Here is a 23,246-nt window from a genome sequence, read left to right on the forward strand (position 1 = left end):
GGCGTTTTTTCCTTTTAGTCCCCTTTACCTTTACTTCATTAATGCCTATGTAGCCTATTTCGAATATTTTTTAATGTACCTACAGACCCTATAATTTAAGAGGTGATAAAAATGAACAAACAAGAAAAGTCTAAAAACATTGGTCAAAAAGCTAATTCAATGAATGCGATGGATCAAGGGCTAAACTTAGTGGCACAAACAATAAATAATGCTACGGGTATTGACAAAGGAAACGATGGAAAAATAAGTGAAAGAAATTAAATAAAACGCCTTTTTTGGCGTTTTATTATTTTTACTTACGAGTTCTCTCCTCATCATAAATATCATTCTACTACTTACGTTCTGAAGCATATCATTACATCATGTTTACAATTCTTTAAGTGCAATGTTTTTAAAGTGCTTTTTTTGCTTTTTGACTAACTAGCTCATGATTGCTTATCTTCACCAAGATAGAAATCAACATTTTCAAGTAATTGTTGATAAGTTATACTCCCTTGTTCATGAAGCATTAAGTAATTATGAATAACAGGGTCATGCTTCGCTCTTTCGGTAATTTCGTGACTAACTTCTTTCAAAGTCTACACCCTTTCTAAATATATTTCACATTTTCGTTTGCGGCTTTGTCCGATACTTCAGTCGAACAAGCTTTTTATAATCGTCATTTACAACGTTGTATACTTTCTCAATAGCTTCTGCGATTTCTTCCGAGTTATTCGGCTTTTTATAAGTCGCTAACCGTATCCCTAGGAGAAGAAGGAAAAGAGATTCTTCCTTCACCTATATTCTCTATCGTGAACATAATATTATTTCTTAAAAACTGGATTTCTTTTAATGTACCATGATAGCTATATAACGTCGCGTTAACGGGCATAGGTTCTTCTGCCTTTCTTGAGTCACTTCAAAAACTTTTTCTCATAACTCCCAAAATGCGCGTTAGGATTATTAAACCGACTTACTCAGTAATTATTCAGTTCATGTTCAAATAAAAAATACGTTTCCCCTTTTGTTTTTAATAAATCCAATCCAATAGATAATAATAAGGGTAATTGTTACTAACCGGAGGAAGAAACATGGATAATTTCAAAAATACAAACAAGACACGTCGCTACAAAGCTCATACAAGTATTTTTGGAACCACTCAAATCCATTTAAGAAACCCATGGACTGTTGCTTTATGGTCTGTTTCTTTCCCAGGATTCGGGCACCTTCTCTTAAATAAAAACCTTCGAGGATTTTCTTTAGTTCTTTGGGAAATTTTCATTAATCAAAAAGTCCAACTCAACCAAGCCATTGTTTATTCATTCGCAGGTCATTTTCAAGCTGCCAAAGAAGTGCTGGATGTTAGATTAGTCCTAATGTATATGCCTGTTTATTTATTTGCTATTTGGGACAGTTATCGTACTACTGTTGATTTGAATAATATTTACATTCTCGCTAAAAGAGAGAACGCCCCCTCTAATTCATTCACAATGAATGCTTTTGAAATTAATTATCTAGATAAAAGAAGTCCTTTGATGGCTGTATTATGGTCCATGACCATTCCCAGCCTAGGACAGCTTTATGTTCATCGGATTTTACTTGCTATATTCACATTCGTATGGACAGCAGTTTTTATATATTATTCACATTTTCTTGAGGGATTTATCTATTTATTCATAGGAGACGTCGACAAATCCACTGCTATTTTAAAAGCACAATGGCTTCTCTACATACCTTCGTTATACTTTTTTACCATTTATGACTCTTACGTAAGCGTCGTAGAGAATAACAAATTATTTGAGGATGAACAAAAAAGCTATTTAAAAAATCACTATCAACGCTCTATTTTTAATCTAAAAAAAGCAAGTAAGGTGGAAAATGTGCAGATTTTTGCTACTTTTGAGCATTCAACATATTTAGAATTGGCTATTAGTGAATTAGAGGAAAAAGGAATTAAAAATATTTTAGCTGTACCTTTAAATAATAGGAAAGAGGAACGAAAACTTTTTGATACTCTTCATCAATCTGATGGAGTCTCATTAATTTCTAAAGGATCGATATTAGCCTTCCTCTTTTCAACAATCGGTATCACTAAGGGATTTGTATTAGAATGGGGACCAATCATTTGGGGATTGATCGGAGCTGGAAGTGGATTCCTCATCGGCTTTCTAATCGACTTATTTATAAAAAAAGTGATTAAAAGGAAACAGAGGCTCTTAAGGGGTAAAAATTCAGAGGTTATTCTTATAGTGGAGTGTGAAGAGCATCAGAAAGAGCATGTAGAAAACATTCTATGGAAACAGCTAGCTTTAGGAGTCGCAGAATTAAATCCAAAATAAGAATTAAAAAGTAAGATATTTTTTGTCTACAAATAGTAATAAATATCTTATCGGGAGAGTGACAACATGTTGATGGAGCGTTTGATTCTGGTAGCAATGTGGCTATTCGGCTTTGTTGGTTTTATTCTATTTATTCCACGTAAAAATCGGCGCAAGGGATTGTTTGCATTCATGATGTTTCAATCAATCATTTGGCTATGCGATATGCCTGCTTTTAAATATGGTTTGTTAAGTGCACCTATCCGGGAATTCCCTAAAGCGACAGATCTCGCCCTTACAATCAATTATTTTTTTTATCCTGCATTATTTTCGATATTTTATGTCCATAAGAAAGTAAAAGACGGTCTATGGTCCAGATTTGCATACTTTTTTGTTTGGGTCTCTATCATCACATTGTGTGATATTGTTATCGAGAGATATACAGATTTACTAGAATATGGATTATTGACGTGGTATGGGATGTGGATTTACATCGGATTCCTCTTTTTCGTAAGTCGAGTATGCTGTAATTGGTTCTTTAAGGACAATACTTTGTTTCATGGGAAGCAGACCTAATGAAAATTGAATGGTGGATTTTGTTATCAGCCTTCACAGTGACAACAGGAATTCTTTTCTTTATACAAAAAAATAAAATTCGACTAGCCTTAGTGGCGTTTTTGTTCAAACAAGTTATTACTTTTCTTATGGGTGCGGTGGTTGTAGAGTTTGGGCTGATCGAATATCCTGTTCGATTATTTGCTTCCATCAATCGGACGAGCTTCACGTATGAGTATTATGTTCTTCCAGTCATATGTGCCGCCTTTAATGTATGGTATCCCACTAATAAAAGTACTCTTATTCAATTGAGTTATTATGTTGGATATAGTTCTGTATTGACTATCATTGAAGTGATTATCGAAGAATACACAGCCCTTATCAAATACATTCACTGGGAATGGTATATTACTTGGATTACAGTATGTTTTGTATTTTTTATATCGCATTTATTTTGTATTTGGTTTTTTGCAAAGGAGAAGGGAAGAGCCTAATGCTTATGTTGAAAATGATTCATGCTTGAGAAAGAAACACTCCCCTATCATGTTCGGTATGTTGTTCTCATAAGAATGCCATTAATGCCAAACCATTAAATTATATAAGGTATATATTAATAAACCTACATTGATTACTACATAGTGAATCGAAAAGAATACTACTTATCCCCTGTATGGGCTTTTCTTTCGAATAAAAACAGAACATATATTCACATTTTAATTTTAAAAAGTAGTAATAATTAAACATTGATATATCAATGTTTGTGCATATCGCATTATATCATGTGTACAATTATGCTATTATAAAATAAAAAACTTTCTCAATTAAGAATATGCTTTGCCTATTTCGTTACATATTTTTTGAGGAGTTTGATAACTTGTTCAACAGAACGGGTGTAGATTGTGAGGCGAAAATTATGCGATTAACTAGCTATTCAGATTATTCCATCCGAGTATTAATCTATTTAGCGACCCAAAATAACGACAAGCTAACGAACATAAAAGAAATCTCTGAAGTTTATGATATATCGAAAAATCATTTAATGAAAATTGTTCATAATCTTGGAAAAACGGGATATATCGAGACGATTCGAGGAAGAAACGGCGGTTTTAGACTAGCCAAAGCACCTACTGAGATCAATATTGGAGAAGTAGTTCGCCGAACTGAAGAGGATTTCTATTTAGTCGAGTGCTACAAAGATCATAATAACTGTGTCATTTCTCCCGTGTGCTCTTTGAAGTTTATACTTAACACGGCCTTAGATGCCTTTCTACAAGTGCTTGATCAATATACATTAGCTGATATTGCTGAAAATAAAGTCATGCTAAAAGCATACTTCCAATCTGCTCAAAAAGAACAATAACTCAGATAAAAAAAGAGAATGACTTATAAAAGGTTTTATACTTATCGGAAATACATGATGTAACTGGCTTAAAAAATCGATTGGGGGCCTGACACCTTTGCTTTTGAGTCATTCTCTTCTTAAAATAAAACAAAGACTCTCCACCTGCTTCTAGTTCTGTATTTAAATCTAAAATCTCTGGAATATAAAGAAACTTTTCCTTCTCCTTGTTTCGTTTCATTTTGTCCCCTTCTGCCCTGTGCTCCTTCAACTATTTTACTATTCTTCATAAAGGGCATGTATGACAATTTTCCGAACAAAGGGACGAGAAAAAGCTCATTTTTCATTTAAATTCGTTAACTCTTGACCAAGCTTTTTTAATTTTTCTCCTACCGTACATTGAGATAAACAAAATTGATGCGCAAACGTACGTCCCTTCTCCTTTCGAAAATGTTTTTGTACAAAACAGCCTTCGCAAAAAGATAGCATTTCCTCGACTTCTTCATAAATCTTCTTCCGATTCATTTCTGGTCATAACTCCTTCTTTTCTATTTGTATCTTGCCGAAAATTTCTTCTCCATTTATAGCTTGTGATGCCAATTGGTCACTTTCTTGATTATCTTTTCTTGAAATCGGTGTGTATACAGGACGAATGTGAAGCTTTGCTAACTTTTCCTCGATGCGGTCAATCCATCGATTTAATTGCTCTTCATAGCACGGCCATTCCCCCGAGAGCTGATTTAGTACAACGAGTGAATCTCCTTTAAACACGCAGCTTTGATGATGTACCTCTAATTCTTCAAGCTGTTTAACCGCTTCATAAAATGCTGCATACTCAGCTTCATTATTCGATTCTAATTGATGAAGCAGTGCATTTTTCCGAATTCTCCAGTTCTTCTTATTTTGCGTATAATAAAGGGCAACACCAAGCCCTGCCAGTCTTTCGTCTTTTCGGTAGCTGCCGTCAAAAAAGACCGTAACATTTTGAGGTTCATCTTCAACCTCAGTCAACAGCTTAACAAGTTCTTTTTTCGTCCATACAGTTCCTGCTTCATCTTCAAATTCTACCGCTTTTACCCTCCCTGTTTTTTCTAAATCCTCTACAATGGCTAGCGCAGACTCGGCCTCAAGCCATTCCGAAAGAAAAGAAGCTGTTCCTTTTTTATTAAAAAAATATGTCCAACGAATCAATACTTTCAATCAACTCAACTCCTTAACTAAACAATTTCTATACCTATTTCAACATTTTACAGCTATAATTTATATATAGGATGAGCTTGTTATCTAGTATCATTCGTTTTACATGCCTTTATCCCATTTGAAAAAATCTATTTGATCTGAGAATGTCTAGCTAAATATCTTCCTGACTTTCAACAGAGAATAATCATAGCATATTCAAGTCCAAAGTTCGAGGTGAAGTAAAATGATTGAAGTATATATTGATGGCGCTAGTGCTGGAAACCCTGGTCCAAGTGGTGCAGGCATTTTTATTAATAATAATGGTCAGGTAGAACGCTACTCGATTCCACTTGGCTTACTGGAAAATCATGAAGCAGAATACTATGCATTGATTAAAGCATTAGAAATTTGTGTGAAAAATCATTATCAAATTGTCTCTTTTCGCACGGATTCACAAGCAATTAACCAAGCAATGGAAAAAGAATTCACGAAAAATAAACGCTATGCACCATTGCTTGCTCAAGCGTTAACTTTAGCGAAACAATTAGACCTCTTTTTTATCAAATGGATTCCAAGCATTGAAAATAAGTCCGCCGATCAATTAGCTAGACGAGCTATTCACTTAAACAAGGAGCGAGCAGATGAAAAAGACAGCTGATTTTACGTTATTATTCGTCGCCTTTATTTGGGGGGCGACCTTTGTTATGGTTCAAAATGCAACTTCTTTTCTTGAACCACATAGCTTTAATGGGATTCGATTTTTGATCGCCTTTATAAGTCTACTTATTATTTATGTTCTTTTCATTCGAAAAGAACAAGGTGTTTGGTCAAGAAATATATTAATTGCCGGATTTAAAATTGGCATTTGGCTTTTTTTAGGGTATGCATTTCAAACGGTAGGCTTACTGTATACTACTCCAGCCAAAGCTGGATTTATTACCGGCTTAAGCGTCGTGCTTGTTCCGCTGTTCTCCGTATTACTTTTAAGAATGAAATTATCGCAAAATGCAGTCATCGGAGTTATTGCAGCCACAATTGGACTTTATTTAATGACAGTGGTCGATACAGCCTCATTCAGCCTTGGTGATCTGCTCATCTTATTATGTGCGGTTAGTTTCGCCATGCAAATCATTATGACAGCTAAAGTCGCTAGCGATTATGCGGCTTTGCCATTAACATTAGTGCAGCTGTTTACCGTATCGATTCTATCCTTTATATCAGCACCGATTTTTGGTGAGGATATTTCAGTCTTAGTCAATCCAACTATCATGTTACAAACAGAAGTTTGGAGCGCCTTGTTTGTAACCGCTATTTTTGCTACAGCATTGGCATTTTTGGCGCAAACGCATTTCCAAGCCTACACATCTCCAGCACGAGTTGCGTTAATTTTTGCGACTGAGCCGGTATTTGCCGCTCTCACATCCTATCTATGGATTGATGAAAAATTAACAGTCACTTCAATCGCTGGCTGTATATGTATTTTGTTTGGGATGGTTATTGCAGAACTGCCTGCTAAAAAAAGAAAAATAAAACCGGACTTTCATTGAGGAAGTCCGATTTTATTGAAATAAGCCTTGTTCACGAGCAAACTTTTCCGCTTCTCGTTTTGTAAAAATATGATTTTTTGTTAAAGTTTCAAGCAAAGATACATAAAAGCTGCCATCGAACTTTTTTTGCACCTTTAATGTTAGTTCAATCGCAATATTAACTAAAGAATCGCTAGCTTTCGTATACTGTTTTCCAAAATAAATAAAACCAATCATATCTTCACCAAAAGAAAAACCTTTTCCCTCTAAATATGTAATATACTCTTCAGTCGACCAAACCAATCTTCCACCTTCTCCGTAAACTTTTTCCTTCATCTTACCGCAAAATTCGACTTTTTCCTATCGTTTATCTAATAAAAAATTAATAATAAACACAAGAAATACCACTTCGTTCAGAGTAAACTTTACTTCTGAACAAAGTGGTATTTAAAGATCTAGTAAACTCACTACAATGAAGAAGATTTCTTCACTTTACTTATTCAGTGAGTTCGCTCTACTCAAAGTAACAGTTATTGTATCGTTCGAACATACATTACTTTTTCAAATGATAAGGTACAGTCGTGATAATGACATTTCTTCGATAAAGCAAGGATGTACGAATCATTAAACTTGATTGATTATGAAGAATATTGTGCCAACCTTTCCTTGGAATAAATTGTGGTATAACAACTGTAACTCGATAGTTTGCTTCACTCGCTTTATGTTCAATAGTATCAATAAATTTAGTTAATGGACCTATGATGCTTCTGTAATGTGAGTGTAAAGTTACCAGTCTCACATTGGGTTGCCATTTCTTCCAATTATCCTCAAACTTTTTTTCATCTTCTCGTTCAAAAGAAACGTAAACAGCTATAATCTGTTCTGCTGAAAGGGATTTTGCATAGTTTAATGAATTCTCTACCACATGAGTAATACCCGCAACAGGTACAATGATTACATTCCCTTCGATTGGTACAGCAGGGTCACAAGACGTAACCTTTAGCTGCTCACCTACTGCATCATAATGCTTTCTAATTCGATGAAAAACGAGAATGATGATAGGTAAAAAAACTAAAACCGGCCAAACCTGAGTAAATTTAGTTAAAAAGAATATGATGGTAACAATCAAACTAATAACAGCACCAATAGAGTTAATGATTAACTTAAAAGCCCATCCTTTTGGCTTTTCACGGACCCATTTAACCATCATTCCAGTCTGAGACAACGTAAATGGAATAAATACTCCTACTGCATAGAGCGGGATAAGATTTTCTGTATGTCCTTCAAAAGCGATTATTAAGACGATGGAAGCAAGCCCTAATATGATAATTCCATTCGAATATCCTAATCGATCCCCTCTAATTGTAAACATCCTTGGTATAAACTTATCCTTTGCGAGATTAACAGCCAGCAAAGGAAAAGCAGAATAGCCTGTATTGGCAGCAAGGATTAATATTAAGGCTGTTGTTCCTTGAATAAAGAAATACATAAAACTTCGTCCAAATATCTCTTCAGCAATTTGCGAGACAACTGTTACCTCTACACTCGGAACAATGCTTAAATAATAGGCTAAAAATACAATGCCTGTAAATAATACAGCCAGTAAGGACCCCATTAAAATTAACGTTTTGGCAGCATTATTAGGAGCTGGCTCTTTAAAGTTTGGAATCGCATTAGAAATAGCTTCAACCCCTGTCAATGCAGAACTGCCTGATGCAAATGCTCGTAAAAGGATAAATAAACTAATTCCTGCTACCGGTGTACCCATTGAAGCATGTAAGTCAGAAGAAACTTCCCCCATTAAGATTTTGTATATCCCTACACCAATCAGAATGAATAACGCTAAAACGAATAAATACACCGGATAGGCTAATATGGAAGCCGACTCTGTTACTCCTCTTAAGTTTAGGATAGTAAGAAATAGTACAAAAAGGATAGCTATCATCACATTATGTGTATGCAAACTAGGAAAAGTAGATGTAATAGCATCCGTCCCTGCAGATACACTTACAGCCACAGTTAAAATATAATCAACTAATAAAGAGCCTCCAGCTATCAATCCTGCATTCACACCTAAATTATTCTTTGAAACAACATACGCTCCCCCTCCATGAGGATACGCAAAGATAATTTGTCGATAAGACAGGATTAAAGCCGTTAACAGAAGCAATACTCCTACAGCGATAGGAATGGAATACCAAAAGGCAGTGACACCCACCGTAATTAGCACAAGCAATATTTGTTCAGGACCATATGCAACAGAAGACAAAGCATCAGAAGATAATATAGCCAAAGCTTTTGTTTTGTTAAGCTTTTGTTCTCCGGCTTCCGTTGATTTTAAAGGCCGACCAATTAAAAATCTTTTTATAGAGGTCATCATTAAGAATCACCACCGAACATTAATAGTAGTTGTATATTACCTAGTTAACTGAAAAAATCTTTTCCAAAACGCAAAAATGCCTACAAGTCAAAGTTAAATAGACCTGTAGACATCAATTTTTTTGTCCCACAAGCTCCACCTTCCTTCTCATATAACGCTTACGAGGTTAGCTGTCGGATTCGGACCTTTGAGTAGCCCTACCTTGAAAGGATTCACCCCTTGAATTGTTAACCAATTCTAATAATGGTTCCCCCGCACCAAACGGTTTCAGCGATTTAGAAATATGAAACTGTGATTAGCATACTGCCGTGAATTAGAAAAGTAAATAAAAATTTTATTATGACATATGCTTCCTATGTTTCTATAATAATATGTTCTTCTCCTACTCCATCATTTTACATATATGAAAATAGGAGCTTCCGTTTAGAAGCTCCTCCCCTCTTATAACATACGTAAAACCGATCGAAATTCATGCGTCTCTAGCATATACCGTACCTTTTCATCATCATATTGAAAATACGCGTCATCAAGCGGGCAAGAAATTGGTACATCACATTTAATTTCAGCAAGCTTGCGGGATAAATGAAGCATTTCAAGCTCTGCCTCAATTTTCGTCCGCTGCCCCTTCGTTAATGAAGATAAATTTTCTAAAATTCCTTCGATACTTTCATACTCCATTAATAATTTTAACGCTGTTTTTTCACCAATTCCTTTTACACCCGGATAGTTATCTGCTGTATCGCCCATTAACGCTTTTAAATCAATCATTTGTCTCGGCTTAATCCCTTTCCATTCATAAAAACTATCGGGATTATGCACATCATAATTACCAAAACCTTTTTTCAATAACACAACAGAAATATGCTCATCTAACAGCTGCAGCATATCTTGATCTCCTGTTAAAATGCTTACACGACTATCCTTAGCTGACACTTTCGCAATCGTTCCAATACAATCATCCGCTTCAAAACCGGCTAGTCCAATATTCGGAATATCAAAAGCTTGAACTGCTTCCTTCGCTAAATCAAACTGTGGAATCATCTCCACTGGTGCATCCGAACGATTCGCCTTATACCCATCAAACAGTTCATTCCGAAACGTATGACTGCCCATATCCCAACAAACCGCCACATGGCTTGGATTAAAATGATTAGTTGCCGTCAGCATATGCTTTAAAAACCCTTGCACTGCATTCGTCGGTACACCTTTTGAATTAATCATAAACTGTCCCGTAACAGCTGTTCCATAAAAAGCTCTAAATAAAAGCGCCATCCCGTCTACAAGTAGAAAAGTTGGACGCTGTTCATTTTCATTTCCTAACATACTACCACCTCAACTCTGATGTGTACTTATTTTATCATGATTTTTATTAATATAGTGACTTTTTAAAAGAGCTTTGTTATAGGACGCTGTTCATTGTCCACTCCTACTCGTTTGATCAACAATATTGTTTAACATAGCCTTTAAAAAAAGTACTAGTCAACAATTCCTATTTTTCAAAATATTAGTTGAAAATATGTTTAAATTATATTAATTTAGTGACTAGTGTTATAAATCATAACACAAAAATAGAATAAGGGGGTTCAAAATGAAAAGTCGTAAATTAAGCTTCACCCTGTTAACAACTTTTATTTCTCTATCATTAGCTGGTTGTTCTTCTGGAGTAACCGAAGCACCCAAGGAAGAGAAGCTTCCAAAAGAAGAATCCACAGAAACGTCAACGACTGTACATCATGAAACGCATTGGTCTTACAAAGGGGAAACAGGGCCGGAACATTGGGGTGAGTTAGATCCTCTCAACTCTGCATGTATAAACGGGAAGGAACAATCTCCTGTCAATGTTGAGGTATCCCAAGTTAAAGCAGATAAACAACTTGAAAAGTTAGAAATCAACTACACATCCTCTGAAATTTCCCTAGAAAACAATGGACATACTATTCAAGGGAATCCTGCAACATCAGATAACTTCATTGTTCTGAACAATAATACATATACATTAGCTCAATTTCATTTTCATACACCAAGCGAACATCAATTTAATGGACAAAATTTTGCTATGGAATTACATCTCGTACATAAAGATGCCAACGATCAATTAGCCGTAGTAGGGCTAATGATTAAGGAAGGCAAAGCAAATGAGGTTCTTGAACAAGCCTGGAAAGCTCTCCCTCAAGAAAAAACAACTGAAGCGAAGAAACTAGCTAATCCGATAAACTTGACGGAGATTCTTCCAAAGGATCAACAATCATTTAGATATAATGGTTCATTAACGACTCCCCCGTGTTCTGAAAACGTTAATTGGATTATATTAGAGCAGCCAATTGAAATGTCTAAAGAACAAATCGAGGCGTTTCGTAAAATCTTTCCAGATAATCATCGCCCTGTCCAGCCATTAAATGAACGTGAAATTAGGAAGAGTTAATCTATTGATATTTTTATTTTAGTAGCTCTACCTAGTATCACTGTGAAAAGAGATGTAGAATCACCCTTTCACACAAAAAGCAGGAAAAAAGCAGACTTACTTATTTTAGTAAGTCTGCTTTTTTCATTAAGAATGCTTTCTTTTCATTTTCGCCAATACTTCTTCATAGTACGGAATATCCACTTTTTCTTCTAAAGCAGAACGTAAACCAGCAAAGATATCAGCAATTTCTCGTTGATAAGCTTGTTGAATGGCAGCTAGCTCTTCTTCAAGCATCGCTGTGTAGGCTTCAAACATACGTCCGCCTTGGAATTGTACATAATCAAGAGCCGGCTGATCTAAACGTGCTTGAATAGCATTGCTCATATGCACTTTTTCATTTTTTTCAAAGAAGGCTTTTGGATTCTTAAAGAGAGCTAACTCTTTTTTGAATTCTGCTTCTGTTAGATCTTCAAAGGCCCGCTTGAATTCAGGAATATCCCTTCCTGCCGCTTCATAAGACTGCAAAGAAATAGTCTTTCTCACATCTTGAATTTGCTGCAGAAGTGACACTTGCTTTTCTTTTAATAACTTATTAACGAATACTTCTGAACGCAAGGCCGTCGCTCTCATTTCCTGGGAAAGGTCAAAGCCTAATGATTCTAGTAAACTTTGTAGCGCTTGCTTCAATACAACCTTTAAGTCCTGCCCATCGTCTTTAATAACAGCTGGGTTAAAGGATTCTTTAAAGAAATCAGTAAAGCGTAAAAAGACACGCTGCTTACTGTAGAAAGTTAGTTCATCGACTTCTTTTTTCAATCGTTTTTTCTCTGCTTCGCTCGGAATCACCGCAAGTATGTCAGCAATCGCTTGACTTTCCTCGTTCAACGTTTCTAATGCACGCAATTTTGCTTGCTCATCTTGTTTAGAAGCAGCAATTACATCCGCTAATAGTTCTTCTGCGCGAATGACAGCCGCTTCTGCTGACTCAATTGCAAGGTCCGTTAAATCATGTTCAATAAAGTCATCGAAACGTGATTGGAACGCACTAATTCCACTATTCGGCAAGAATGCGTGATGGAAAGAACCTGGCTCAAGCTTTTCTGAAAGCGCCCCTTTACTTGTTAACGGGAATAATTTAGGGAAGCGAATACCGAAGCCATTTAATTGGTCTTTCACATATTCGATTACGTCCTCTAATTCTTCTGTCGTTTGCGCCAAATCTACCGCATTAACGATAAAGAACATTTTATCCATCGCAAAGGAATCTTTAACACGACCAAGCTGAATTAAAAACTCACGATCCGCTTTTGAGAATGGATGATTATAATACGTCACAAATAAAATGGCATCCGAATTTTTAATATATTCAAAGGCCGCTCCTGTATGACGAGCATTAATGGAATCTGCTCCCGGTGTATCAACTAATACCATTCCTTGCTTCGTCATGGCGCAATCATAATACAATTCAATTAAGTCAACAAGACAAGACTTCGATTCCTCAGCTGCAAAGCTTTTAAAGCCATCTAAATCTACTGTAATAACTGTACCAAGCTTCTCTTTGTAAGGAGGTAATCCTTGATGAAACGCTCTTAAGAAAGAAAGATACGTTTTACCTGTTTCCTGTTCATCTGCTTTCGCAACAATCTCACCTGCAAATTGATACGCTTCATCCAGTGTTTTTGCTTGTTTTCCAAAAGCATTTAGCGCAAGTGATACGTCTTCGAGTAACATTGCTTCTGTTTTTAATTGAACGGTTGCCGTACCGTGTGAATGCTCCGCATTTGCCGCCATAATTTTATTGATAGCAGCTGTCGTCGGATTCGGTGAAACAGGCAATACTTTTTCGCCCATTAACGCATTAGCGAAGGAGGATTTCCCTGCACTAAAAGCCCCGAATAAAGCAACGGTAAATGTTTGCTGCTCTAGGCGACTCGCTTTGTCTGTTAATTCTTTGTATAAAGACTGGAATCCTTTTAAAGGCTGAATCAGTTCTGCGGCTTCTTGTAAACTTGTTGCCGTTTCAAGAAGTTTTTCTTTTCCGCGTAAATCACCTTTAACAACTGATGCTTCCTTCACGTCTGTACCAGCACTTGCTTCCATTTCCGCAAGAATAGAAGCGCCAGCTCCATCACGTTCTTCGTGATTCCCTGCTTCCATCATCTTCACAGTCACATTTCGTTCCTCTTCCAGCCATTGATTCACTAATGTGTCAACAGCCAGATTGTCGAATACATCAGAAGTTGCATATGCAATATCTTGCAGCTCTTTTTGTTCTTTTGTTACTTTATCAATTAAAGCGGCAGAAGCATTTAATGCTCTTTCAAAATCAGCGTACTGCTCAAGTTCAGTAGACAACTGACGTAATTTATTATCCGCTTTCTTCTTCATAGCAGTTAACAAATCAGCTAAAAATTGATCCGCTACTACACGTGCTTCTTTCTTTATAGAGTTCGCTAAGTCATTTGTATAATTCAGCACATACTCTCCGGTCATACTAGCTTGCGGTTTTAAAGAGCCTCTTAAAAAATCCTCCATAATGGAAATCGAAAGCGATTGTGCTTCACTTTCTAAGTTCGCATCGTGAACCTCAGCATCTGCAAGAACTTTAACGGCCATTTCTTTAATATGCCATTCCAGTTGAATCTTCACCTTTTCTTGAATATCAGCAAGAAAAGCACGTAATCGCTCCTCTTTCTCAGCCATTGTTTTCTTTTTAGCAAACAGCATACCTACTTTGAAGTCAGGCTGTGTGGATTCTAAAAAGGCTGTCGCTAAATCACGAGTAGGAGCTGGCATTAGATAAGCATTTTTCAAAATTTCTTCTAAATCATCCGTAAATCGTTCTTTTACATGATCGATTCGTGCAAGAATATCACGCTTTTCTTGTTGGAGACTTTCCACTTGCTCCGTCATTTGCGCTCGTTCATCATCCGGTAATTCCGCTAATAATGTGAACTCCTTCTCATGCTCTTCCTCAAATTGTTCCTCTAACCAAGTAAGATGCTTCTCGATTAAAACATGGGCAGACTGCATAACTGTGTCTGTACCGCTGGCCTCACCTTTCTCAGCCATCTCATAAATAAATTGACGTACCGTTTCGATTTGATTCGCTTCTAAATCTAAATCCCTTACAGATGTATAGAAAATACCACTTGGGAATACATTCCAGTTCGCGAATGCTTCCGTTACGGAACACTGAAAGCCTTCAAAGCTGAGTTCTTTCTCATCGTGCTTATCAATCATATTAATAATTAAGTACGTTGGTTTATTTGCTTCAATTAGTTCTTTTGTAAATAGAAAATTCACTTCCGATTGAACATGATTGTAATCCATTACATAAAACACAACATCTGCTAAATGCAGAGCCGACTCCGTCGAAACCCGATGCGCATCATCCGTAGAATCAATCCCAGGTGTGTCCATAATGACACAAGATTCTGGCAATGGAAATTCACTTGAACTAATCGTAATGGCCGAGACAGAGTCACCATCTTTAGCAAATTTCTTTACTTCCTTAAAATCATACGGCGCTGGAAATAAGACAGGCGGCTGATCATGGTAGAAGACTTTCGCATAGTTCTCCCCTTTTTGCACCTTAACTGTATTCGCACTTGTTGGAATCGGACTCGATGGCAACACTTGATCTTGTAATAAAAAGTTAATCATGCTTGATTTTCCGGCTGAAAAGTGACCGCAAAATGCAAGGACAAACTCATCTTGATTACATTTCATTATTAACTGCTTCATTTTATCGGCATTACTTACATCCCCAGCCGACTGAAACTTTTCATATAGTGCGGTCAAAACTCCCATTTTTGACTGTTGCTCTAATGTTTGTTGAATCATGAATCCATACCCCTCATATCTCTTTATTTATCCTTATTGTAAACGATTTCTACATTTATTCCTACAGGAAAATTCAGACCTCATTGTATGAAAGCATAAAAAAAAGCCAGATTCATGATCTGACTGGTTGAACGGAAACTACTGTTACCATATTTTCATTTTTCACATGGTTTTGCTTGTTCGCTACTTTAACCGGCTTTTGAATATGACTTAATACATGTTTCATCACAAAGCTATATGTAACTACCGTTAATAAAATAAATAACCAAACCATTTAAAGCACCGTCCTTTTAATTATTTATATCATCATTCATTAGTAAGTATATTGAGAATAATTTTCATGTTCATTTGAATCTTATCATGAACGATAATCATTTTCAATGAGTTTTTTGACTTTTTCATTTATTATTTTTGCTTAAATACAGAAAAATATGCTGTATGTTCCTGCAAAGCCCGCTCCTCTATTGGAATTCGCACCCTCATCATCCAAAGATTTAATAATGAAAAAATAATGGCTGTGAAGTAAGCATTAAACAACAGCGATAATACAAGAATTTCAGTAGCCACAATAACATAGTTCGGATGTTTCATAAATTTATAGGGTCCTTTAACAACAACATCAGCTGATGGTAAGACAATAATCTTCGTATTCCAATGTTTCCCTAAAGAGCTTATCACCCATATTCGTCCTATTTGAGCAAGTGTAAACAACAACAACCAAATTGGCCATAAAGAAGATAACCCACGATCTAAGAGAAGCACTTCACTCAGCAACACTGTAAAGAAACCAATATGAAGTAAGACAATCCATGGATAATGGTCCTCCCCAAACTCAATCGCACCGCTATTTTTTAACTGTTTTTCATTTCTTTTCGCAATAATTAATTCGATGAACCGTTGCCCAACAACAAAACTAAATAAAATCGGAAATAACATTAGTTCCACCTCATTAAAACTAATTCTGAAGAAAAACCAGGTCCAAGTGCGACCGCTAGGCCATATTCTCCGTGTATCCCTCCACGTTCCATAAATCGTTCTAACACATATAAAACGGTCGCAGAAGACATATTTCCAAACTCCTTTAAAACCTCCATAGAAATTGATGTCATCTCTTCATTAAATCCTAGTGCCTCTTGATAGGCCTCAATCACTTTCTTTCCACCTGGATGCGCCACAAAATAGCGAATATCTTGCAATGTCACGTTATATTCTTCAAGAAAGGCTGTAACGTTCGGTCTTAGCCATTGTTTCACAATTGTTGGAATATCTTTTGAAAACACAACATACAGTCCTTCATCTTTCACATTCCAGCCCATAACATCTAATGAATTAGGCATAAGTGTTGATTGACTCGCAAGCACATGAAACTGCTGGTCTCTACTGGAAAGCTCCGCTGCTGGCACGTCGTCTCCACATACTAAAATACAGCTTACCCCATCGGAAAAAAGCGATGTTCCAATGATATTGCTTTTAGAAATATCCCGTTTCTGAAACGTTAAACTACAAAGCTCTACACTAAGTACAAGCACCTTTGCTTTAGGATAAGCTTGGCAATAGTCAAAAGCGCGCGCAAGTCCGCTCGCACCTCCCGCACACCCAAGCCCCCAAATCGGAATCCTTTTTGTATGTGGACGGAATGGGAGAATATTCATAATTCGAGCTTCAATCGTTGGTGTTGCAATTCCTGTACTAGATATGTAAAAAAAAGCATCAATTTCGTTCTCTGCTACTTCCCTTTTTAAAAATCGTTCATTTGTTAAACACTTCTTAACCGCCTCTACACCGAATTGAACCGCTTGATTGATATACATGTCGTTTCTTTCCGCAAAGGTCCGGTCTTCTTTAAACCATTCTAGATGATTGGACAAATAACGCGTTTGCACTTGTCCATTTTTAAATGCTTGTAATAATCGTTCGATATTCTTAAATGATTCTCCAAAAAGCTCTCTTGAGAACTCCATAATCGCGTCCTGTGTTAACGCATAAGGCAACTCTGCATGAGCTGAAGACAATACATAAGCCATGTTCCCACTCCTTCAATTAGTGGTTAATATCTCCAGTCATTGAAGGATTATTCAAAGTAGCATTCTCCCTGTAAATAAAATTCATAAATTTTTAAAAACGAATAGGAGTTTAAGACTATTTCTTTGGTATGATAGAAGAAATTCATGAAATCGGAGGAAATAAAAATGGCCATTAGTACTCATGTTACAACTGTTTTAAATGGAACGATTTCAGCTGTAAAGTCAGTATTACCACTCACAATGGAAACGGACAAACCAAACCTAATTAACCAACCTTTCGAACAAGAAGCTCTTAGTGTATTAATTGGAATGACAGGAGATATACCAGGCAGATTAATTATCGAAGGCTCTGAATCATGCATGAGTAAAATTGGAGAAGCGATGTTTGGCATGCCTCTTGAAGGTGAAATGTTAGAATCGTTTACTTCAGAGCTTGGTAATATGATTGCAGGGAACTTAGCTACTACCTTGGCACAAAATAACATCAGTATGGATATTACTCCGCCTACTGTCCTTGTCGGCAAAGCAAAAATGTATGGATTTGAAAAAGCTATTTGCCTGCCTATCCACCTTCACAACACCGGAACTATTCATATCATCTTGATGATTAAGATGTAAGAGCAACTTTTTCATACTATCTAAAAAACCTAGTAAGTATGATAAAGTATCATACTTACTAGGTTTTTTAATAGTTTGTTTTCGAATCTTTTTCAGATTGATATTGAACTTTAATAATAAGGCTGCAAAATTCTTGCTTACCACATACTTTACATACATTTTCTTCACTGCATAGCGTTTGACAATGTAAACAATATTTCTTCTCCATCTCGGCTCACTTACTTTCTCTCTATATATTATTTACAGTATATGCAAGGGGAGAGAAGATATTGACAAAAAAACTATCTTGTTAACTCAAATTCGAGTTAACAAGATAGTTTTTTATATTAAGCCGCTTTTTTCACTTCTACAGGAGCCTGTTTCTCTTTTTTCGATGGAATCATATTAAACACAATATTCAGAACAATAGCTGTTAAACTACCAGTAACAATTCCACTATCCGTTAAAACCTTCATACTCGCTGGAACTTGAGAAAATAAACCCGGGACAACGGAAACACCTAGACCCATTCCAACAGAGCAAGCAATAACTAATAAATTTCCTTGTGAATTAAAATCTACTTTACTTAGCATTTTGATACCAGCTGCTACTACCATACCAAACATAGCGATCATTGCTCCACCTAAAACAGCGGAAGGAATGATAGTTGTAAACGCACCAATTTTTGGCATAAATCCAATTACAATCATAATACCAGCTGCTGTATAAATAACATTCTTGGATTTAGCACCCGATAATTGAACTAAGCCCACGTTTTGCGAAAAAGCTGTATACGGAAAAGAATTAAATAATCCACCGATAATCGTCGCAATACCTTCTGAACGATATCCGCCAACTAAATCTTTTTCTTTAATGTCTTTACCCGTAATTTCTCCTAATGCGTAATAGACGCCCGTTGATTCTACTAAACTAACAATAGCTACTAATGTCATAATAATAATAGCTGTTACATTAAAGGTAGGTGTACCAAAGTAAAACAGTTCAGGCATGTGTAGCCACGATGCATCCTCTACTGCTTTAAAGCTTACTTTCCCCATAAAATAAGCAACAATTGTTCCACCAATCAACCCGATTAAAATCGAAATAGAACGAATGAAACCAGTAGAAAACTTGTACATAAGAAGAATAAAAATTAATGTTCCAAAAGCTAAACCAATATTATCTAATGCTCCAAAATCAGGTGCTCCTTGTCCGCCCCCCATATTATTAATCGCAGCAGGAATTAACGTAAGCCCGATAATCGTTACGACGGAACCTGTTACAACTGGAGGAAAGAACATTGCCAATTTCCCAAAAAAGTTACTAATTAAAAGGACAATCAATCCAGAAACTAAAATAGAACCATAGATAGCTGTAACCCCATACTCACTTCCGACTGTAATCATAGGACCTACGGCTGTAAATGTACACCCTAATACAACAGGAAGACCAATTCCAAAAAATTTATTTTTCCAAACTTGAAGCAGAGTAGCAACTCCACACATTAAAAGGTCAATCGAAACTAAATACGTTAATTGCTCAGCGGTTAACTTTAAAGCCCCGCCGACAATTAGAGGAATAACAGCCGCCCCTGCATACATCGCAAGAACATGCTGTAACCCAAGTGAACCAACCTTCACAGGTGACTGTTTAGACATGAATCGTGGCTCCTTCCATTTCTTCTGCAAAAGTAATTTCGCCTTTTTTCAATGCTTGAATTCGAGCAAGCGATTCCACTTGGAAGCCTTGATCTCGCAATTCCTTGCCTCCATCTTGGAAAGCTTTTTCAATGACAATTCCAATCCCAACGACTTCTGCATCAACCTGGTTACAAATATCTACTAAGCCTCTTGCCGCTTGACCTACCGCAAGAAAATCATCAATAATTAAGACTTTATCTCCTGGAACAATATACTTATTAGAAACCGTAATAGTATTTGTTTCTTGTTTCGTGAACGAGTGAACAGAAGAAGTGATTAAATCTTCCGTTAACGTCAATGATTTACGTTTACGAGCAAAGATTAGAGGTACATCTAATGTTAATGCCGTCATCAAACCAGGACCAATTCCTGACGATTCAATCGTTAACACTTTTGTGATCTCTTTGCCCTCAAATCTCTTTGCAAATTCTTCCCCCATTTTTTTCATAAGCACCGGGTCCATTTGGTGATTCAAAAACGAGTCTACCTTCAAAATTGTTTCCGAAAGAGCTTCTCCTTCGTTTAAAATCTTTTCCTTTAAAAGCTGCATAAAGCTTCCTCCCAATCTAGGATGTTTATCTGTTAGCCATCTAGGCAAATATCACGATTTTGAACTATGCAAAAAGCCCGAGAACAATTGTCTGTTAAGTGAGACAATAGTTCTCGGGCTTCTACGAATGTGAATACATTCATCATTCGTGATACACAAGATTTATTTCCCACTCATAGTCGGATTATTTACGGTAATCCGGTAGAAACTTGTGGGCCGATCCCCACGATTATACGAGCGAAACTATTAGATGCAATACATGCATTATAGCAACGTTACACACTTTTGAAAAGCTATTTTTTAAGAAAAAGACGAACTTATTTCAAGAATAAAGATTCATTGTTCGTATTTTTTGAAAATTACAAATTTACTTCTATAGTTTAATTGTACAAAACACTCCCCTTACTATTATACATAAATTTGTCCGTTAGAAACCATGTACTTAAAATCGGAAGACTGTATAATATGCCGAATCATCAACAAAAGCCTTGGAATCCAAGGCTTTTGTTGATGATTCAATTCAATTTATAGACATCCCTATATTTATCCTCTAAATAGGAAATCAAGTATTGTGCATTTAGACCTTCTCCTGTCGTTTCCTTCAAAATGTCTAACGGTTTCTTCATTTTCCCATACTGATGAATCCGTTCATTCAACCATTTCTTAATTGGTTCGATGTTACCGCTTGCTAATAGCTGGTCATAATGAGGCAAGTCCCTCAATATGGTTTGTTTTATTTGGGCTGCATACATATACCCTAGTGCATAAGATGGGAAATAACCAAAACTTCCATCAGACCAATGCACATCTTGTAAAACACCTACTCCATCATTGTCTGGCACAATCCCTAAATATTCTTCATATTTATCATTCCATACTTTCGGTAAATCTTTTACTTCTAATTCACCATCAAATAGCGATTTTTCAATTTCATAACGAATCATAATATGAAGAGGATATGTAAGTTCATCCGCCTCTACCCTAATAAGCGAAGGTTTTGATTCATTAATGGCTCGGTAGAAGCTCTCTAGTGATACGCCGGTAAATTGTTCCGGAGCGTATTTTTGTAACAACGAATATTGCTTCTCCCAAAAGTGCTTATTTCGTCCAATAAAATTCTCAAAAAATAGCGATTGCGATTCATGAATTCCCATCGAGGTCCCGTCGTCTAACAATGTTCCTGTTAACGTACTTGAAATGTTTTGTTCATAAATTGCATGACCACACTCGTGAATCGTTCCGAATATAGCTCCGCGAAAATCATATTCATCATAGCGAGTCGTCACCCTCACATCGCCGCGATTAATCCCTGTCGCAAATGGATGAACAGTTTCATCTAATCGTCCTGCATCAAAGTCATAGCCCAATTGCTTTAGAATATCTAAACTAAATTGTTTTTGCTTTTCTTTTGGAAAATATTTGTACAAAAATGATGTATCTGGTTGATGCGGGCTCATTGAAATTTGTTTAACCAGCGGTACAATCCGTTCACGCAACTGGGCAAATACTTGATCTAATACATCAACCGTCATACCTGGTTCATACATATCTAATAACGTATTGTACTTATAGCGTTCATATCCCCAATATTCAATGAATTTTCTTGTGTAAGCAACAATCTGTTCTAAATACGGTTGAAATAAAGAGAAGTCTGCTTTTTCACGAGCCTCTTCCCACGCGTTTGTCGATTTCGATTGTAAGATGACAAATTCCTTATATTCATCCATTGGAATCTTTTTATTACGTTCATAATTTTTTTTACATTCTTCTACCATTCTTTTCGTTACTTCTGATAATTGAGCTTGGTTATCCTTTGCTGAAAGCACTGCAATAAAGTGAGCCATTTCCTTGCTCGTACCCATTTTAAATACTTCAGATGACAACATCCCAATAACTTCTGAACGCTGTTCGACCCCTTTTTTTGGAGCTCCTGTACGTAAGTCCCAATAAATCACAGAAAGTGCCTCATGGTAGGCAGCGATTTTTTTAATATATTCCAAAAATTCTCGTTCAACCTTATCGATTGCAATAGCCACTTTGCTATTCCCCCTTTCACTTCTTTTAACTTTACCATATTATGTGAAGTCCATAAATAATCATGCTTTTTCTATCAATTGGTTTATGATAAAAAATCTCTCGCCCTTATTGTTAACCTAATAATTTTTAGGTTGACAATTTAAAGTGAATAGTGCAAACTAAAATGCAGTGAAGGGGGGTGTTTTATGTGAGGGCAAAAACATTGGCTTATATTTCTTTATTCACCGCTCTAACAGTTGTCGGAGCCTATATTAAAATTCCAATCCCGTACATACCATTCACACTCCAAATTGTGCCTGTTTACCTTGCTGGTGCTTTATTAGGACCCCGTATTGGTATGTTAAGTCAAGTTTGTTACGTAACAATTGGACTTATTGGAGTACCTGTTTTTGCTGAAGGAGGCGGTTTCGGTTATATTTTCAAACCTACATTTGGTTACTTATTAGGCTATATTGCCGGCGCCACATTAAACGGATATCTCATTCAAAAACTACAATTACAAAAGATATTTTCTATTTTTTTAGCTAATACAGCCACACTTTCGGTCGTATACCTATTTGGTTGTGCATGGCTTTATGGTTCTATGAAATGGGTTATAGAAAAACCTTTATCCATTCAAGACACTTTATTCTTCGGCATGATTTTACCAATTCCAGGTGATTTACTACTTTGTGTTATATGCTCTGTCTTAATTTATCGACTAAAACCTCAAATTCGACGTTTTATATTAGATTCGCAGACAGCTCAGCCGACAGAGAATAAACAGAAAACAAACTACTTGTAAGAGTGCATTACTTAATAGAAAAGGAGAT

25 protein-coding genes and 2 riboswitches are annotated in these 23,246 nt (G+C 36.3%); of the genes, 10 read left to right on the plus strand and 15 right to left on the minus strand.

Annotated elements, in window-relative coordinates; genetic code table 11:
- The first annotated feature begins 111 nt into the window (after positions 1 to 111).
- Entirely contained in the window at positions 112 to 261 is a 150-nt protein-coding gene (locus D1953_RS21065; RefSeq protein WP_182480461.1) for a hypothetical protein, read from the plus strand.
- 164 nt (positions 262 to 425) lie between these two features.
- Here the strand turns inward: D1953_RS21065 and D1953_RS21070 are convergent, their stop codons facing one another.
- Positions 426 to 575, minus strand: a complete 150-nt coding sequence (locus D1953_RS21070) for a hypothetical protein (RefSeq protein ID WP_182480462.1) — start codon at positions 573 to 575, stop codon at positions 426 to 428.
- Between the two features lie 25 nt (positions 576 to 600).
- Positions 601 to 777 carry a hypothetical protein gene (locus tag D1953_RS21075; RefSeq protein ID WP_182480463.1) on the minus strand — a complete coding sequence of 59 codons (177 nt, stop codon included), beginning with the start codon at positions 775 to 777 and terminating at the stop codon, positions 601 to 603.
- A gap of 293 nt (positions 778 to 1,070) precedes the next feature.
- Here D1953_RS21075 and D1953_RS22050 point away from each other — a divergent pair, with 293 nt between their 5' ends.
- From D1953_RS22050 to D1953_RS00985, 4 genes are all read left to right on the plus strand, one after another.
- Positions 1,071 to 2,318, plus strand: a complete 1,248-nt coding sequence (locus tag D1953_RS22050) for a hypothetical protein (protein WP_182480464.1) — start codon at positions 1,071 to 1,073, stop codon at positions 2,316 to 2,318.
- A gap of 66 nt (positions 2,319 to 2,384) precedes the next feature.
- Positions 2,385 to 2,873, plus strand: coding sequence for a CBO0543 family protein (locus tag D1953_RS00975; RefSeq protein ID WP_119115281.1), 489 nt, complete (start codon positions 2,385 to 2,387; stop codon positions 2,871 to 2,873).
- Positions 2,873 to 3,346: a CBO0543 family protein gene (locus tag D1953_RS00980; RefSeq protein ID WP_119115282.1), complete on the plus strand. Its 474-nt coding sequence runs from the start codon at positions 2,873 to 2,875 to the stop codon at positions 3,344 to 3,346. The genes D1953_RS00975 and D1953_RS00980 overlap by 1 nt, the downstream gene beginning before the upstream one ends.
- A gap of 419 nt (positions 3,347 to 3,765) precedes the next feature.
- Positions 3,766 to 4,212: an RrF2 family transcriptional regulator gene (locus tag D1953_RS00985; RefSeq protein WP_119115621.1), complete on the plus strand. Its 447-nt coding sequence runs from the start codon at positions 3,766 to 3,768 to the stop codon at positions 4,210 to 4,212.
- A gap of 1 nt (position 4,213) precedes the next feature.
- Here the strand turns inward: D1953_RS00985 and D1953_RS00990 are convergent, their stop codons facing one another.
- The 3 genes from D1953_RS00990 to D1953_RS01000 all read right to left on the minus strand — a co-directional run bounded on the left by D1953_RS00990 (position 4,214) and on the right by D1953_RS01000 (position 5,391).
- Positions 4,214 to 4,432 carry a hypothetical protein gene (locus tag D1953_RS00990; RefSeq protein WP_119115283.1) on the minus strand — a complete coding sequence of 73 codons (219 nt, stop codon included), beginning with the start codon at positions 4,430 to 4,432 and terminating at the stop codon, positions 4,214 to 4,216.
- Positions 4,433 to 4,527: 95 nt separating this feature from the next.
- Positions 4,528 to 4,716, minus strand: a complete 189-nt coding sequence (locus D1953_RS00995; protein WP_119115284.1) for a zinc-finger domain-containing protein — start codon at positions 4,714 to 4,716, stop codon at positions 4,528 to 4,530.
- A gap of 6 nt (positions 4,717 to 4,722) precedes the next feature.
- On the minus strand, positions 4,723 to 5,391 hold the full coding sequence (locus tag D1953_RS01000) for a ribonuclease H family protein (RefSeq protein WP_119115285.1): 669 nt from the start codon (positions 5,389 to 5,391) through the stop codon (positions 4,723 to 4,725).
- Between the two features lie 223 nt (positions 5,392 to 5,614).
- On the opposite strand from D1953_RS01000, the gene D1953_RS01005 reads away from it, so the two are divergent.
- Positions 5,615 to 6,028: a reverse transcriptase-like protein gene (locus D1953_RS01005; protein WP_119115286.1), complete on the plus strand. Its 414-nt coding sequence runs from the start codon at positions 5,615 to 5,617 to the stop codon at positions 6,026 to 6,028.
- On the plus strand, positions 6,012 to 6,917 hold the full coding sequence (locus tag D1953_RS01010) for a DMT family transporter (RefSeq protein WP_119115287.1): 906 nt from the start codon (positions 6,012 to 6,014) through the stop codon (positions 6,915 to 6,917). The genes D1953_RS01005 and D1953_RS01010 overlap by 17 nt, the downstream gene beginning before the upstream one ends.
- Positions 6,918 to 6,929: 12 nt before the next feature.
- Here the strand turns inward: D1953_RS01010 and D1953_RS01015 are convergent, their stop codons facing one another.
- From D1953_RS01015 to D1953_RS01025, 3 genes are all read right to left on the minus strand, one after another.
- A complete protein-coding gene (locus D1953_RS01015; RefSeq protein ID WP_425454236.1) occupies positions 6,930 to 7,199 on the minus strand; it encodes a DUF6123 family protein in 270 nt (89 codons plus the stop codon).
- Between the two features lie 250 nt (positions 7,200 to 7,449).
- The gene (locus D1953_RS01020; RefSeq protein ID WP_119115289.1) at positions 7,450 to 9,276 is read right to left on the minus strand and encodes an APC family permease; all 1,827 of its coding nucleotides are present in this window, start codon (positions 9,274 to 9,276) and stop codon (positions 7,450 to 7,452) included.
- A 139-nt stretch (positions 9,277 to 9,415) separates the two neighbouring features.
- Positions 9,416 to 9,559, minus strand: a riboswitch (cyclic di-AMP (ydaO/yuaA leader).
- A gap of 158 nt (positions 9,560 to 9,717) precedes the next feature.
- Positions 9,718 to 10,599: a 5'-3' exonuclease gene (locus tag D1953_RS01025; RefSeq protein ID WP_119115290.1), complete on the minus strand. Its 882-nt coding sequence runs from the start codon at positions 10,597 to 10,599 to the stop codon at positions 9,718 to 9,720.
- Between the two features lie 265 nt (positions 10,600 to 10,864).
- Between D1953_RS01025 and D1953_RS01030 the strand changes: the two genes are divergently transcribed.
- The gene (locus D1953_RS01030) at positions 10,865 to 11,698 is read left to right on the plus strand and encodes a carbonic anhydrase (RefSeq protein ID WP_119115291.1); all 834 of its coding nucleotides are present in this window, start codon (positions 10,865 to 10,867) and stop codon (positions 11,696 to 11,698) included.
- Between the two features lie 126 nt (positions 11,699 to 11,824).
- On the opposite strand, the gene D1953_RS01035 is transcribed toward D1953_RS01030, so the two are convergent.
- From D1953_RS01035 to D1953_RS01045, 4 genes are all read right to left on the minus strand, one after another.
- Positions 11,825 to 15,526, minus strand: a complete 3,702-nt coding sequence (locus tag D1953_RS01035; RefSeq protein ID WP_119115292.1) for a dynamin family protein — start codon at positions 15,524 to 15,526, stop codon at positions 11,825 to 11,827.
- A gap of 112 nt (positions 15,527 to 15,638) precedes the next feature.
- On the minus strand, positions 15,639 to 15,800 hold the full coding sequence (locus tag D1953_RS21085; protein ID WP_164853262.1) for a hypothetical protein: 162 nt from the start codon (positions 15,798 to 15,800) through the stop codon (positions 15,639 to 15,641).
- Between the two features lie 131 nt (positions 15,801 to 15,931).
- Positions 15,932 to 16,462 carry an isoprenylcysteine carboxyl methyltransferase family protein gene (locus tag D1953_RS01040; RefSeq protein ID WP_119115293.1) on the minus strand — a complete coding sequence of 177 codons (531 nt, stop codon included), beginning with the start codon at positions 16,460 to 16,462 and terminating at the stop codon, positions 15,932 to 15,934.
- Positions 16,462 to 17,550 (minus strand): type III polyketide synthase, encoded by a 1,089-nt coding sequence (locus D1953_RS01045; protein ID WP_119115294.1) that lies wholly within the window; start codon positions 17,548 to 17,550, stop codon positions 16,462 to 16,464. The genes D1953_RS01040 and D1953_RS01045 overlap by 1 nt, the downstream gene beginning before the upstream one ends.
- 165 nt (positions 17,551 to 17,715) lie before the next feature.
- Here D1953_RS01045 and D1953_RS01050 point away from each other — a divergent pair, with 165 nt between their 5' ends.
- Positions 17,716 to 18,168 (plus strand): chemotaxis protein CheX, encoded by a 453-nt coding sequence (locus tag D1953_RS01050; protein ID WP_119115295.1) that lies wholly within the window; start codon positions 17,716 to 17,718, stop codon positions 18,166 to 18,168.
- A 326-nt stretch (positions 18,169 to 18,494) separates the two neighbouring features.
- Here D1953_RS01050 and D1953_RS01055 read toward each other — a convergent pair whose 3' ends face one another.
- The 3 genes from D1953_RS01055 to D1953_RS01065 all read right to left on the minus strand — a co-directional run bounded on the left by D1953_RS01055 (position 18,495) and on the right by D1953_RS01065 (position 22,433).
- A complete protein-coding gene (locus D1953_RS01055; RefSeq protein ID WP_119115296.1) occupies positions 18,495 to 19,805 on the minus strand; it encodes a nucleobase:cation symporter-2 family protein in 1,311 nt (436 codons plus the stop codon).
- Positions 19,798 to 20,397, minus strand: coding sequence for a xanthine phosphoribosyltransferase (locus D1953_RS01060; protein WP_119115297.1), 600 nt, complete (start codon positions 20,395 to 20,397; stop codon positions 19,798 to 19,800). Before D1953_RS01060 ends, D1953_RS01055 begins: the two co-directional genes overlap by 8 nt.
- A 156-nt stretch (positions 20,398 to 20,553) precedes the next feature.
- A riboswitch (purine riboswitch) is annotated at positions 20,554 to 20,654 on the minus strand.
- Between the two features lie 258 nt (positions 20,655 to 20,912).
- Positions 20,913 to 22,433 carry a carboxypeptidase M32 gene (locus D1953_RS01065; RefSeq protein WP_119115298.1) on the minus strand — a complete coding sequence of 507 codons (1,521 nt, stop codon included), beginning with the start codon at positions 22,431 to 22,433 and terminating at the stop codon, positions 20,913 to 20,915.
- A 188-nt stretch (positions 22,434 to 22,621) separates the two neighbouring features.
- On the opposite strand from D1953_RS01065, the gene D1953_RS01070 reads away from it, so the two are divergent.
- The gene (locus D1953_RS01070) at positions 22,622 to 23,218 is read left to right on the plus strand and encodes a biotin transporter BioY (protein WP_119115299.1); all 597 of its coding nucleotides are present in this window, start codon (positions 22,622 to 22,624) and stop codon (positions 23,216 to 23,218) included.
- Positions 23,219 to 23,246 lie beyond the last annotated feature (28 nt).

Source organism: Peribacillus asahii, from assembly GCF_003570725.1.
Lineage (GTDB): Bacteria > Bacillota > Bacilli > Bacillales > DSM-1321 > Peribacillus > Peribacillus asahii.

What these genes read in the sequence shown, in the direction of transcription:
- D1953_RS21065 (WP_182480461.1), top strand. Translation starts at nt 112, where the DNA reads ATGAACAAACAAGAAAAGTCTAAAAACATTGGTCAAAAAGCTAATTCA.
- D1953_RS22050 (WP_182480464.1), top strand. Translation starts at nt 1,071, where the DNA reads ATGGATAATTTCAAAAATACAAACAAGACACGTCGCTACAAAGCTCAT.
- D1953_RS00975 (WP_119115281.1), top strand. Translation starts at nt 2,385, where the DNA reads ATGTTGATGGAGCGTTTGATTCTGGTAGCAATGTGGCTATTCGGCTTT.
- D1953_RS00980 (WP_119115282.1), top strand. Translation starts at nt 2,873, where the DNA reads ATGAAAATTGAATGGTGGATTTTGTTATCAGCCTTCACAGTGACAACA.
- D1953_RS00985 (WP_119115621.1), top strand. Translation starts at nt 3,766, where the DNA reads ATGCGATTAACTAGCTATTCAGATTATTCCATCCGAGTATTAATCTAT.
- D1953_RS00990 (WP_119115283.1), bottom strand. Translation starts at nt 4,432, where the DNA reads ATGAAACGAAACAAGGAGAAGGAAAAGTTTCTTTATATTCCAGAGATT.
- D1953_RS00995 (WP_119115284.1), bottom strand. Translation starts at nt 4,716, where the DNA reads ATGAATCGGAAGAAGATTTATGAAGAAGTCGAGGAAATGCTATCTTTT.
- D1953_RS01005 (WP_119115286.1), top strand. Translation starts at nt 5,615, where the DNA reads ATGATTGAAGTATATATTGATGGCGCTAGTGCTGGAAACCCTGGTCCA.
- D1953_RS01010 (WP_119115287.1), top strand. Translation starts at nt 6,012, where the DNA reads ATGAAAAAGACAGCTGATTTTACGTTATTATTCGTCGCCTTTATTTGG.
- D1953_RS01020 (WP_119115289.1), bottom strand. Translation starts at nt 9,276, where the DNA reads ATGATGACCTCTATAAAAAGATTTTTAATTGGTCGGCCTTTAAAATCA.
- D1953_RS01025 (WP_119115290.1), bottom strand. Translation starts at nt 10,599, where the DNA reads ATGTTAGGAAATGAAAATGAACAGCGTCCAACTTTTCTACTTGTAGAC.
- D1953_RS01030 (WP_119115291.1), top strand. Translation starts at nt 10,865, where the DNA reads ATGAAAAGTCGTAAATTAAGCTTCACCCTGTTAACAACTTTTATTTCT.
- D1953_RS01035 (WP_119115292.1), bottom strand. Translation starts at nt 15,526, where the DNA reads ATGATTCAACAAACATTAGAGCAACAGTCAAAAATGGGAGTTTTGACC.
- D1953_RS21085 (WP_164853262.1), bottom strand. Translation starts at nt 15,800, where the DNA reads ATGGTTTGGTTATTTATTTTATTAACGGTAGTTACATATAGCTTTGTG.
- D1953_RS01040 (WP_119115293.1), bottom strand. Translation starts at nt 16,462, where the DNA reads ATGTTATTTCCGATTTTATTTAGTTTTGTTGTTGGGCAACGGTTCATC.
- D1953_RS01045 (WP_119115294.1), bottom strand. Translation starts at nt 17,550, where the DNA reads ATGGCTTATGTATTGTCTTCAGCTCATGCAGAGTTGCCTTATGCGTTA.
- D1953_RS01050 (WP_119115295.1), top strand. Translation starts at nt 17,716, where the DNA reads ATGGCCATTAGTACTCATGTTACAACTGTTTTAAATGGAACGATTTCA.
- D1953_RS01055 (WP_119115296.1), bottom strand. Translation starts at nt 19,805, where the DNA reads ATGTCTAAACAGTCACCTGTGAAGGTTGGTTCACTTGGGTTACAGCAT.
- D1953_RS01060 (WP_119115297.1), bottom strand. Translation starts at nt 20,397, where the DNA reads ATGCAGCTTTTAAAGGAAAAGATTTTAAACGAAGGAGAAGCTCTTTCG.